Origin of the sequence: Paenibacillus swuensis, assembly GCF_001644605.1 — a bacterium.
Lineage (GTDB): Bacteria > Bacillota > Bacilli > Paenibacillales > DY6 > Paenibacillus_N > Paenibacillus_N swuensis.
Genome location: NZ_CP011388.1, coordinates 2,146,037 through 2,158,318 on the forward strand (window position 1 = coordinate 2,146,037; position 12,282 = coordinate 2,158,318).

The 12,282-nt window shown below is 46.5% G+C and carries 13 protein-coding genes; 8 read left to right on the forward strand and 5 right to left on the reverse strand.

The features are described 5' to 3' along the window. Window positions 1-10 precede the first annotated feature (10 nt). Complete coding sequence (locus SY83_RS09290; protein WP_068605989.1) at window positions 11-781, forward strand: ABC transporter ATP-binding protein; 771 nt, start codon at window positions 11-13, stop codon at window positions 779-781. Next, complete coding sequence (locus tag SY83_RS09295) at window positions 782-1,549, forward strand: ABC transporter permease (protein WP_068605990.1); 768 nt, start codon at window positions 782-784, stop codon at window positions 1,547-1,549. It abuts the gene before it with no gap. A 151-nt stretch (window positions 1,550-1,700) separates the two neighbouring features. Here the strand turns inward: SY83_RS09295 and SY83_RS09300 are convergent, their stop codons facing one another. Further along, window positions 1,701-2,648, reverse strand: coding sequence for a helix-turn-helix transcriptional regulator (locus SY83_RS09300; RefSeq protein WP_068605991.1), 948 nt, complete (start codon window positions 2,646-2,648; stop codon window positions 1,701-1,703). Window positions 2,649-2,761: 113 nt separating this feature from the next. Here SY83_RS09300 and SY83_RS09305 point away from each other — a divergent pair, with 113 nt between their 5' ends. Continuing rightward, complete coding sequence (locus SY83_RS09305) at window positions 2,762-3,193, forward strand: VOC family protein (RefSeq protein ID WP_068605992.1); 432 nt, start codon at window positions 2,762-2,764, stop codon at window positions 3,191-3,193. A gap of 124 nt (window positions 3,194-3,317) precedes the next feature. On the opposite strand, the gene SY83_RS09310 is transcribed toward SY83_RS09305, so the two are convergent. Together SY83_RS09310 and SY83_RS09315 are read right to left on the reverse strand one after the other, a co-directional pair. Then, entirely contained in the window at window positions 3,318-3,794 is a 477-nt protein-coding gene (locus SY83_RS09310; protein WP_068605993.1) for a GyrI-like domain-containing protein, read from the reverse strand. A 25-nt stretch (window positions 3,795-3,819) separates the two neighbouring features. After that, on the reverse strand, window positions 3,820-4,299 hold the full coding sequence (locus tag SY83_RS09315; RefSeq protein WP_068605994.1) for a hypothetical protein: 480 nt from the start codon (window positions 4,297-4,299) through the stop codon (window positions 3,820-3,822). 106 nt (window positions 4,300-4,405) lie between these two features. Between SY83_RS09315 and SY83_RS09320 the strand changes: the two genes are divergently transcribed. Further along, window positions 4,406-5,392 carry a helix-turn-helix transcriptional regulator gene (locus SY83_RS09320; protein WP_068605995.1) on the forward strand — a complete coding sequence of 329 codons (987 nt, stop codon included), beginning with the start codon at window positions 4,406-4,408 and terminating at the stop codon, window positions 5,390-5,392. Window positions 5,393-5,462: 70 nt separating this feature from the next. Here the strand turns inward: SY83_RS09320 and SY83_RS09325 are convergent, their stop codons facing one another. Both SY83_RS09325 and SY83_RS09330 read right to left on the reverse strand, forming a co-directional pair. Next, window positions 5,463-5,894, reverse strand: coding sequence for a hypothetical protein (locus tag SY83_RS09325; RefSeq protein WP_068605996.1), 432 nt, complete (start codon window positions 5,892-5,894; stop codon window positions 5,463-5,465). Further along, window positions 5,891-6,097, reverse strand: coding sequence for a helix-turn-helix transcriptional regulator (locus SY83_RS09330; RefSeq protein WP_068605997.1), 207 nt, complete (start codon window positions 6,095-6,097; stop codon window positions 5,891-5,893). The genes SY83_RS09325 and SY83_RS09330 overlap by 4 nt, the downstream gene beginning before the upstream one ends. Window positions 6,098-6,304: 207 nt before the next feature. Between SY83_RS09330 and SY83_RS09335 the strand changes: the two genes are divergently transcribed. The 4 genes from SY83_RS09335 (at window position 6,305) to SY83_RS09350 (ending at window position 12,262) form a co-directional block, all read left to right on the forward strand. After that, complete coding sequence (locus tag SY83_RS09335; protein ID WP_068605998.1) at window positions 6,305-8,044, forward strand: ABC-F family ATP-binding cassette domain-containing protein; 1,740 nt, start codon at window positions 6,305-6,307, stop codon at window positions 8,042-8,044. Window positions 8,045-8,187: 143 nt separating this feature from the next. Next, a complete protein-coding gene (locus SY83_RS09340) occupies window positions 8,188-10,500 on the forward strand; it encodes a glycoside hydrolase family 65 protein (RefSeq protein WP_068605999.1) in 2,313 nt (770 codons plus the stop codon). Beyond that, window positions 10,497-11,171, forward strand: coding sequence for a beta-phosphoglucomutase (gene pgmB, locus SY83_RS09345; protein WP_068606000.1), 675 nt, complete (start codon window positions 10,497-10,499; stop codon window positions 11,169-11,171). Before SY83_RS09340 ends, pgmB begins: the two co-directional genes overlap by 4 nt. A gap of 323 nt (window positions 11,172-11,494) precedes the next feature. After that, window positions 11,495-12,262, forward strand: a complete 768-nt coding sequence (locus tag SY83_RS09350; protein WP_197480009.1) for a DUF4846 domain-containing protein — start codon at window positions 11,495-11,497, stop codon at window positions 12,260-12,262. Window positions 12,263-12,282 lie beyond the last annotated feature (20 nt).

The window sequence follows — 12,282 nt, forward strand, 5'->3', positions numbered from 1 at the left end:
AGGTATTCAAATGAAAACCGTGCAAACCAAGTCCATTCAAGTAAAAGGCTTGCAAAAAACCTACAAGCAGCTTCATGTCCTGAAGGGCGTAGATTTTGAAGTGGAAAAGGGCAGTATTTTCGCCCTGCTCGGCTCTAACGGGGCTGGCAAGACAACGATTGTCAAAATCCTCACTACGCTGCTCAAATCGGACAGCGGAACCGCGATCGTTAACGGCTTTGATGTTGCATCAAAGCCGGACCATGTGCGGCAGTCGATCAGTTTGACCGGGCAATTCGCCGCGGTTGACGAGATTCTGACCGGACGGGAAAATCTGATCATGCTTGCCAAGCTGCGTCATCTCCAACATCCACGTCAGGTTGCGGACGATATGCTTCAACGCTTCGGCTTGACGGATGCCGCGGACCGAAAGGCATCTACTTATTCGGGCGGAATGCGCCGCAGGCTCGACATCGCGCTGAGCCTTGTGGGAAATCCGCAGATCGTGTTCCTTGACGAGCCGACAACCGGGCTTGACCCTGAGGCTCGAATCGAGGTTTGGAAGATCGTTAAGGAGCTTGCTGATGGCGGTACGACGATCTTTCTTACCACGCAGTATCTGGAGGAGGCCGAGCAACTTGCCGACCGAATTGCCATTTTGCATGAGGGTAGAATTATTGCTAACGGCACGCTTTCGGAATTGAAAAAACGGTTCCCGCCAGCCAAGGCAGAGTACGTTGAGAAACAAGCGACATTAGAGGAAATCTTCCTCGCCATCATTGACAATAAGGAGGCAATGTAAATGGATACGGTAAAGAAACATTTTGTCAGCGATATGGGTGTTATGCTCGGACGTTCTATGCGCCATATTTTCCGTAGCATGGACACCATCGTCACGGTCTGCGTCACTCCGATCGCCATGATGCTGCTATTCGTGTATGTGTTCGGCGGCGCCATTCAAACCGGCACGGATAACTACGTGAACTATTTATTGCCCGGCATCCTGTTGATTGCGATTGCCAGCAGTGTTGCTTATACGGCTTACCGCCTGTTTCTGGATAAGCAACGGGGCATCATTGAGCGGTTCCATACGATGCCGATTACGCGTTCCGCCGTGCTGTGGGGGCATGTGCTGACCTCGGTGGTATCCAATGTCCTATCTCTTGTCATTATCGTTCTCGTAGCACTATTGATGGGCTTCCGCTCATCGGCGGGTGTACTGCCTTGGCTTGCCGTTGCCGGCATTCTCGTGCTGTTCACTCTGGCCTTGACTTGGGTCGCGGCGATTGCCGGACTGTCCGCGAGCTCGGTAGAAGGTGCAAGCGCGTTTTCCTATCCGCTGATCTTCCTGCCGTTTATCAGCTCGGCCTTTGTGCCGACGGATTCGATGCCGAAGGTCGTTCGCGCTTTTGCCGATAACCAGCCGGTAACTTCGATCGTGGAAGCCATTCGCGCACTGCTGTCGAATCAGCCGGTGGGCAATGATATATGGATCGCACTTGCGTGGTGCATCGGGATTATGATTGTGGCCTATGTCTTTGCCATGCGGGCGTATAATAAGCGGGTGTGAGGGGCGACAGCTTCAGAATTTAAGCAACCACAAGAGAGCTGCCTCGGCAGCTCTCTTGTCTTTTTCGGGAGGTCTCGGACTAGGTTACGCCGGCTATGGACAATCAGGAAGGGATTGAGCTCAAAGCATACCCCCATTGGTCCCTCTATCACTACCGATATTGCGCCATTAGTTTGTCCAGCATTTCTCTCATAACATGGATCAGCTCGTCTGGCGCATTTACCTTTGCATCCATACCCAATCCAATAAAATATTGGCCGAAAAATGGAAGGCTGCTCGCGTGGATTGGATCGTCCATCCATCCTGTGCCGTCTTCTCGGACATGGATTTGCATTTTGTGCGCAGGCCACAGTACGGACTCGCATCTCTGCACCCCTGTTGCAGTAAGCTCAACGTAAAGTTCCATAACCGGACCTTCCTCCTCCATGTAAGATTCCCAGTTTCCTGTATGCACTTGCGTCAAATCGACCGCTTTCAGTTCGGACAGCTCAACAGACCTAACCCGGTCACAGCGAAACAAGCGAATATCTCGGCGGTAGAAGCAATAGGCCGGACAATACCAGAACCCGTTACTTGCATAAATTCCAATCGGCTGAATATCTCTTGATTGCTTATTTTGTTTCGATTCGTATTCCACCCGCACCACGTTCTGATCGATCGCTGCATCCAGCAACAAGCTCAAATAAGGCGTGCTTGTATGTCTCATCGGCGTTACCAGATCAAATCGTTTACGCATTTGGTCGATACGGTTCCGAATATCTTCCGGCATATAAGAGTAAAATTTCCGCAACACTGAATATGTTTCCGCCTCAAACGGGAGGTCCTCGTAGTGCCTCAATGCATGGCTGGCAAAAAAAACAGCAAGCGCTTCGCCTTCCGTAAATGCAACTGGGGGCAGCATTCTCTCGTTAATCATCTTATATCCCCCATGCTGACCGACCTCCGAATAAAAAGGAACCCCCAGCGCGCTCAATTCCTGCATATCCCGTATAATTGTCCGTGTGGAAACTCCGAATTCACTGGCAAGCTCTTTGGCGTTGAAAGATTTTTTTTTGTTGACGGCCATCATAATTTCAATCAGTCTTTTGGACTTTGCCATCATAAACTCCCTTTCATGTATTAAGACAAATATTGTCACTATTGTACGATATGATGCTAATGAAGTCCAAAAAATAACAATTGGATCATTCAATTGAAAAGGAGATTGATGAAATGACAATGCGCTCAACATCGTTCATTATCCTGGATGGGCAAGCTGCGGAAGCTATTGAGTTTTACAGGGAAGCGTTGAACTCAGAACTACTGTACAAAACTACGTACGGGGAAGGTAAGGATGCCGACCATTTGCCTGAAGAATGGAGAACCCGTATTTCCCATGCCGTGTTGCAAACCGGTGAGAATGATATGATGGTAGTTGACCTCTTTCCGGGGCAACCTTATGTTATCGGAAATCAGGTGAATATTTGCATTACAGCGACGCAACAAAGTGAGATTGAAGCAATGTACAATAAATTTAGGGAAAAAGGGCAAGTGTTGTTCCCGTTGCAGGAAACTGAATTCAGTCCTTGCTTCGGAATCGTGAAGGACCATTATAACATTACGTTCCAATTCTATATGAATGATACAACAAGCAGTTGGAGCTGAGTATAAAAGGCCACACGGGATGGAAACCCTGGTTCTTTTATGAACCATATTAAAGGAGGGCGTCCCTCAGCCATTTTTCATGGCTTTTGGGACACCCTCTTTTTGTTCCCGCCAGCACGGGCTCTTATTTCCTAACCACAGGCACCCAAAATTCACCGTAGAATGTGCCGTCGCCGTTATCTTTGCGATAAGTCGCATTGGGACCGCCGATATAAGCATAGTCGGTGATTACGGCTAAGACTTCGCCGAAAGCACGGTAGGTTAGTTGATCAAACAGAGCTTCCTTGTCGCCACTTCCTGAGACCACGATATAGTCGCTATCGGGAAACTCGATGAATCTCGTTGCGTCAGCCACGGATTTCCCAGCTTCTACAGCGAAATAATTCCACGGTTTACCTTGATAAACCTCATTGACTGACCATTCGCGATCATCCTTTGCGGCCTCTTTGAGCTTATCAAAACGCCCGTCAGCTTTGAGTTTGCTCCAAAACTCGGCTTTTTCCTTTAGCATAGCCGGCATGTCTTGAAAATTTGACTGGATTGAGAACCCATAAGCTGTCAATGTGAATGATTTTTTGTGCTGAAGCGTGTAATCTGCCATGGGTATGCTCCTTTTATCTCAGAGATTAGACTTCAACTTTTTTGGCACGAAGCCACATTTCGCCATAGAAGGTACCGTTGTCCGCTGCTTTGACGAATGTTGAGTTACCAGGTCCAACGTATTTATAGTCCTTGATTTCTTGCAACAAGCCGCCAAAAACTTTGCCCGTGATCTCGTCCGCAAGACGGTCCTTGTCAGTGCCTGTGCCTGACACGATGAGGTAGTCGCCAGCAAGGAAATTCAGGACAACCGCGTCTTCCACGTCGAACTCCCCCAATACGCCGAATCCCCGCCAAGCCTTGCCGTCTATGACGTAGTTGATTTGATATTCTTGCCCGTCAGCGAGCGAGAGTAGTTCAGCAAGCTTGCCGTTTTCCGTGATTTCCGCTTTTTTCTCTGCAGTTTTTGCCGCATTACCTACCCAGTCGTTATAATCATCAAGTGTAACACCGAAAGCCGTCATTTTGTAATTTTCCGAGATTGTTTTGATGGAGTAGTTAGACATATGATTCTCTCCTTTAGTGGATTTATTTCTTACAAGACTGATTCTATTTCCTAAATGTATCAAAAAATGATACTCTTTTTTTCTGCATTTTAGATATAATAATGTCATGAAGAAAACAGAGCGAGTGAACCTGATTATGCGCTACATTAATAATCGTGCGCAGTTTACAATTGCCGAGATTCAGAAGGAGTTCAAGATTTCCCGTGCGACGGCAATCCGCGACATTAACGAGATTCAGGCGATGGGCTTTCCGCTAACGACTGAGCTTGGACGCGGCGGCGGTTACCATGTCCTGCAAAATCAGTATCTGCCCGCCACCCGCTTTACGCCGGATGAGCTCAAAGCCATATTTATCAGCTTTATGGCCTCGAAAAATTCGCAGCTGCCTTATCTGCAGAACCGCCGTTCCATCACTGAAAAACTCATCGGGATCGCGTCGCAAACCCAGCAAGACGAGCTGATTGAGCTGAATAATATCTTGCTTTTTGAGAACACAAATCCGGGTAACCCGCATGTATTGGAACTCGATGATGCGGCGCCTGCGGAGCTGAATAAGCTGATTTCGCTTGCTGTACGGGACAAGCATTTGCGCATGACATATGAGCTGAATATTGGCTGGCCGCAACTGTTGGATGTTTATCTGCTGCATATTTTTAACTCGAACGCTCAGTGGTTGGTCGAGGTATATGATTTGGATACGGATGAGTTTCGCTATTTGCCGGTTGAAATGCTCCGTGATTCGGCCATTTCTGAGCGGGAGATGAAATGGTCGGAACAAGAAATATTAAGTAAAAAACGAGATCGAGCCCGTGAATCTAATCTTGTTGTCAAGCTTGATACAATAGGGATTCAACGTTTTAAGCGTATGCATCCGCCGGGGATTATTTTGTACCTTACAGGGATGTTTCAGTCGAGCGGGATGTTCAATGTTCAGCTGGATGTGACGGATGTTGAGGAGCTTTCATATTATGCGGATTGGCTTTTGTTTCTGGGGAAAGGGGTCGAGTTTGAACGGATACCCGATGAGCTTCTCGTCCTATTTAAGGAGCGTTCTAGCATTATAGAAACAATGGTAAAGGACCGTAAAGACTGAGTATTGACATGAAACAACGACAGCGTAGGAGAAGAAAATAAAGTCCTAAACTGTCGTTTACTTGTCAGGATTACATCTCTTTAAAGTACTTGTAACGGTAATAAGAGTTATATCCAAGGATAATCATATAGGCAAAAACCAATAGCAATACCACGATAATGTCTATCCCCATCAAGGAAATGGATAAAATTAAGGCACCAAGGACGAACACCATCATGTCATATGCTTTTGCTTTGGCTCGATTGGCAATGGCCTGGTTACGCTCATCTTTCTCGTCAATCTCTAGCTGCTTCGCCGCGGCGGGAGCTCTCTTCTTAGCGCTTCGGATGAGTATTTCTCCAGTACCGTGACCGAACATACCACAGCCAAGCCCAACACAGAGATAAGGCAACGCTCGAAGTATACCTTGCGGATCATCAACTGTTTTGATGAAATACACACCAACGGCTAGTAGTCCTACGCCTACAACGGTGATAAAGAAAGCCGAAACCGTTTTGTTCATACCTGATCCTCCTCCTCATAAATAAAGATCTCTTCAATATTCATATTAAAAAAACGTGCGATCTTAAACGCTAGTAGGATCGACGGATTATAACGTCCGTTTTCCAACGAACCGATCGTTTGTCTTGACACTTCAAGAGCCGCTGCTAATTCTTCTTGCTTCATTCCGCGTTGCTTGCGGATTTCTTCTAAACGGTTGTTCAAGGCGTTTACCCTCCTACTCATGGAAAGCTAACTTCCCATGACGAAAGCATATCGTGCAATATAAACAATGTCAAGCACACTTTCCATATTGGAGTATATAAGTAGGGCAGAATTGGGTGATACTGAGAGCAGTTGTAGTTGGTTGTAAACCGTGTTACTCTAACAACGGTAAACGTCACAAATTCGGTTATAAAGAAAGGCAATACGATGATAAACGTTGAACAATTATCTTTCTCATTTCCAAATAAAGAACTATATAATAACATTTCATTTACGTTAGAAGAGGGACAACATTGTGCTTTTATAGGAACAAGCGGCAGTGGGAAAAGTACTTTGATCGATATACTGATGGATCCGGAAAGATATATGTTCGAGGGCAAGTTAGAGATTGATCCGACTTGGAAACTCGGCCATGTGAGCCAATTTTCTCAACTAGACAAGACGAAGGAAACCACTGTTTTTGAATATATAGCAGAAGAATTTATGAAGCTGCAGCATGAAATCACATCGATCTTTACGGAAATGGAAACATCTTCGGATATGGATGCGTTATTAGAAAAGTATCAACTAGCGTTGGACGCATTAGAGTCGATCGGTGGGGATGATTTTGAAAGCAGCATTCATAAGAAACTATATCTGGCAGACCTCACGAGGCTTAAAGATCATAGGGTAACCGACCTAAGCGGCGGAGAATTCAAGCTTATTCAAGTGATCAAGGAAATGCTTCGTCGTCCAGACTTCATGATTATGGATGAACCGGATGTATTTTTGGATTTTGAAAACCTCAATGCGCTTAAGAATCTTATCAATTCTCACAAAGGAACGATGCTGGTCGTTACGCATAACCGATATCTATTGAATCATTGTTTCAACAAAATTTTACACCTGGAAAACACGGAGATCCAGGAGTTTGATGGGCGATATATAGATTATAATTTCTCCTTACTTCAGACCAAGGTCGAGTTACAAGAACTCACAGTCGCTGAGGAAGAAGAAGTGAAGAGAAACGAGAAAATTATCGATAATCTAAGAGTGATTGCAACTTATAATTCAGAAGCCTCTAGAGGCAGAGCTTTAAAGGCCAGAGTGAGGTTTCAGGCGAGATTGGAAGCGCGTAGACTTAAGGCGCCATTCGTTGATATTAAGCAGCCGACGATCCGTTTCGATGTTGATAAGGAAATTAAAAAAAGCACGGTTATAAAGGTCCGTGATTATAGTGTTGCCTTTGATGAGCTGCTTTTGCAAAATGTTAATTTCCAGATCAGATCTAAGGATAAAGTAGCTATAATTGGTCCAAATGGCACTGGGAAAACGACGCTGCTTCGAGATATCTTCAACAATAGCCGCGATTCCATTGAAATACATGCTGATGTTAAAGTGGCTTATTTATCTCAGATCCAAGGCGAGATGCTTAACGATTCTAATACCATATTAGAAGAATTCATCGATGCTGGTTTTAACACTTATGATGAGGTTAGATCGTATATTTCAAACTATGGCTTTGAAGGGGAAACTGTTGATCAGAAGATTGGCTCTTTGTCCGGCGGGGAGAAAAATATGCTCCAGTTGGCTAAAGTTGCTGCCAGTAAAGCAAATGTATTGCTTCTGGATGAACCGACAAGCCATTTGGACACCTATACGCAACTAGCACTAGAGAAAGCCATTATAGACTACAAAGGCGCGATTCTCATGATTTCGCATGATTTCTATTCTGTTGTAAATGGTATGGACTATGTGCTGATCATTGACGATAAGACGATTACCAAAATGAGCATGGAAGAATTCAGAGAGATGATTTATGCTCGTCATTTTGATAAAGACTATTTGGCCATGGAGCAAAACAAAAAAGCATTGGAAATGAAAATAGAGTTGGCATTAAAAGATACGAATTTCGAGCTTGCCAAAGGTTTGGTTGATGAGCTGGAAGCGGTAATCAAACTACTCTAGAAGTAAAGTTCCAAAAACGAGTATCTATCAGGTATCAGGGCGCTCTTTTTTGCTGATCGAATGAATGAAGTTGCCTAGGGGTATCATAACACCGTTCTTTACATACCACGCATCATTATTTCATTACAATTAGAGGTGAAAGAATGCAAAGGTTGTTTAAGGTAGACGGGTGGAAAATTATCGAAACGGAGCTTCACAAGGAAGACTTTCGACTAGCCGAAAGCATGATGTGTCTCGGCAACGGTCACATGGGGATGCGTGGCAATTTTGAGGAATTGTACTCCGGCGATTTCCATCGGGGATCGTACGTGGCGGGAATCTGGTTTCCGGACAAAACGCGCGTCGGTTGGTGGAAGAACGGATATCCTCATTATTTTGGCAAGGTGATTAACTCAACTAACTATATTGGCATACGGGTGCTCATTGACGGCGAGGAAATGGATCTGAATCATGCGACGGTTCACAATTATTATCGCGAACTCGATATGCAGCATGGTGTATTGACACGTAAATTTACCCTCATTCAGGACGGCAAGGAAACCGAAGTAACGGCCGTTCGCTTTCTGTCTGTGGCAGAGAAAGAGCTGGCCGTCATCCGTTATTCTGTAACGGCGATCAATTACAGCGGCCAAGTTACATTCATTCCTTACTTGGACGGAGATATCCGTAACGAGGACTCCAACTATGATGAGGACTTCTGGGTGGCGATAGACGTGGATGCCTCAGCCTATGAAGCAAGCCTGACCATGAAGACGAAGAGCAATCCATTCGGTACGCCTGAATTCCAGGTTGCACACGTGATGAAAGTTGTCGTGGAAGGTGCAGAAGCGAGGGTGGCCTTCGCGAAACAAGAAGAGTATGTAGAGAATACAATTCAAATCTCATTGGAGCAAGGCCGTCAAGTCACGCTCAACAAGTACGTAGCCGTCACGACGGACCGTGATTATGAGGCCAACGAGCTAACTATTAAAGGCAAGGCTGTGTTGGCAAGAGCGGAAGCTAAAGGTTATGCAAAGCTTCTTAATGAACATAAGGAAGTCTGGTTGAAGCGCTGGGAGATTGCGGACGTCGAGATTCAAGGCGATGAAGAGGCACAGCAAGGCATCCGCTTCAACCTGTTCCAGCTCTTCTGCACTTATTATGGGGAAGATGCGAGGCTGAACATTGGGCCCAAAGGGTTAACAGGCGAGAAGTACGGCGGAGCTACTTATTGGGACACGGAAGCGTATGCAATTCCGCTATACCTGTCTACAGCCCAGCCTGAGGTTGCCCGCAATCTTCTCATATACCGTCACGAACAGCTTGAGGGCGCGTACCACAATGCCAGTCAGCAAGGGTTGAAAGGCGCACTCTATCCGATGGTTACCTTCAACGGCGTGGAATGCCATAATGAATGGGAAATCACATTCGAAGAAATTCATCGGAACGGCGCAATTGCCTATGCAATCTATAATTACGTGAATTACACAGGAGACCAAGATTATCTCCATGAGTACGGTATCGACGTCTTGACGGGCATTTCTCGTTTCTGGGCAGACCGGGTGCATTATCATGCGGGCACAAAGAAGTATATGATGCACGGCGTTACGGGCCCTAACGAATATGAGAACAACGTGAACAACAACTGGTACACCAACACGATTGCTGCCTGGACACTCAGGTATACGCTACAGGTTGTTGACCAGCTCAAGAGTCTAGGGCACGATAAACCTCTCCAGGACCTGCAAATTACGGCGGATGAAACCGCCAAGTGGCAGGATATTGTCGATAACATGTACTATCCATACAGTGAAGAGCTCCAAGTATTCGTTCAGCACGACACGTTCCTCGACAAGGATCTTAGGACGGCTGATACGCTGGCACCGGAAGAACGTCCGCTCAATCAGAAGTGGTCTTGGGATCGTATCTTGCGCAGCTGCTTCATCAAGCAAGCGGATGTACTTCAAGGGATTTACTTCCTGAATGATGAGTATACGATGGAGGAGAAACGCCGTAATTTCGAATTCTACGAGCCCATGACCGTTCATGAATCGTCGCTATCACCGTGCATTCACTCCATTTTGGCGTCGGAGCTCGGCATGGAAGTGAAAGCTTATGAGATGTACAACCGTACAGCGCGTCTGGACTTGGACAACTACAACAATGATACGGAAGACGGCTTGCACATTACTTCAATGACGGGATCATGGTTAGCTATCGTCCAGGGTTTTGCCGGAATGAGGACAGCGAACGAATCGCTTTCCTTCGCGCCTTTCATTCCCCAGCAATGGGAACAGTACACGTTCAAGATCGTATACCGCGGACATTATGTGAAGGTCTTGGTGGACAAGAAACAGGTCACGATATCTCAAGAAGGGCCGGAGCTGTCCATTGGCGTGTACAATACCCGGTACAGCCTTCCCCCTAACGGCGAAGTAACGGTAGAGATCAGACAGACCGAGAGGATAGCTGAATGAGTAAACCATTGAAAGCTTTCATATTTGACTTGGACGGCGTCATCACAGAGTCGGCGGAATATCATTATCTAGCCTGGAAGGCGCTGGCTGAGGAACTGGACATATCCTTCACCCGAGAATTCAACGAAGAGCTGAAAGGCATCTCGAGAATGGATTCTCTGGACAAAATACTAACGCGCGGCGGTAGAATGAACGATTTCACGCAGGAAGAGAAAGACTCGCTAGCCACCAAGAAGAATGAGCATTATCGCACATTCATTAAGAAGATCACTCCCGATGATGTGTTGCCGGGCATTGAGCCACTGCTTGCAGAGATTCGCTCGCGCGGTTTGAAGATCGGGTTGGCCTCGGTAAGCAAGAATGCTGCGGACGTTATGAATTCCCTTAGACTGACCGAGGAATTCGACGTCATCGTAGACGCAGCAACCATCAGCAAAAGCAAGCCCGATCCGGAGATCTTCCTGACGGCGGCACGGTTGCTGAACGTTGCTCCGTCCGAATGTATCGGCGTGGAAGATGCCGCAGCAGGCGTGACTTCAATTAAGGGAGCGGGTATGTTCGCGGTCGGTGTAGGCTCGGCAGAGACGCTAGCCGAAGCGGATCTGATATACGCGAATACTTCTCTGCTCTCGTACGAAGAGATCTTAGCGGAGTTCGAGAAAAGAACATAAAGATGAAGTCTATAGATAGGGAGGAGGACTATGTAAAAGTTCTCCTTTTTTTGAGCCGTTCTATTCAATCTCATCCAGCACTTGTTGATACGTACGTTGACACTCTTCATATGCAACCCAATGTGATATATTCAAACTAGGATATGTAGTTGATTTGAAGGCTTTTTTTTGGGGAGGAGTGGCGTGGTGTGAAGAAGCTTGTTTTTTATGTCAGTACATGGAGTATATGCTGTGCGGTTCTGCTGAGTTCATGTGCTCAAGAAACCGCACCACCCCCCACTCAACCTATAAATCAGGCGGAGGTTGAGGTTCAACCCCAGATCGTGCAACTCAAGAATCTGAAGAACCCGCAAGGTACAACGTTGGCACAACGGTTCCACGTCCCGCAGGGATTCCAAAGAGTGCAGACTCAAGAAGGGACGTTCCAGCATTACCTACAGCACCTCCCGCTGAAGCCGGACGGAACCAAAGTCCGTTACCACAATGGCCAGGCTAAAGACGATGCTGCGTACCATGCGGTCGTTGACTATGATTTGGGGCGAGAGAATCTCCAGCAATGTGCCGACGGCGTGATGCGTCTGCGGGCCGAATATCTATATGCCAACGGACAAGCGGATGCGATTTCTTTTCATTTTGTCAGTGGATTTAAAGCGAATTTCAGCACTTGGAGCACAGGGAAGGGAATTAAGGTTTCCGGGAACCAGGTTTCGTGGGTGCCTAATCGCAAGAATGATGATAGTTACGCAAGCTTTCAACGGTATTTGTCCGTTGTTTATGCTTATGCCAATACGTATTCGTTAGAAGATGAATTGACTCCGATAGACAATGCAGATATGCAGATTGGGGACGTTTTCATCCAAGGCGGCTTTCCCGGACATGCCATTATTGTTGTAGATATGGCTCACAACCCGGCAACCGGAGAGAAACTATATATGCTTGCCCAGAGTTATATGCCGGCTCAAGATATTCAGATTCTAAGAAGTCCGGGTGCGTTGGAGGGCTATAAAAACAATCCTTGGTATTCATTGAGTGATGGGGGAGTCGCTACACCGGAGTGGACGTTCCAGAGCAATGCGCTCCACACTTGGTGACTAGGTTGCTCATCGTTCCC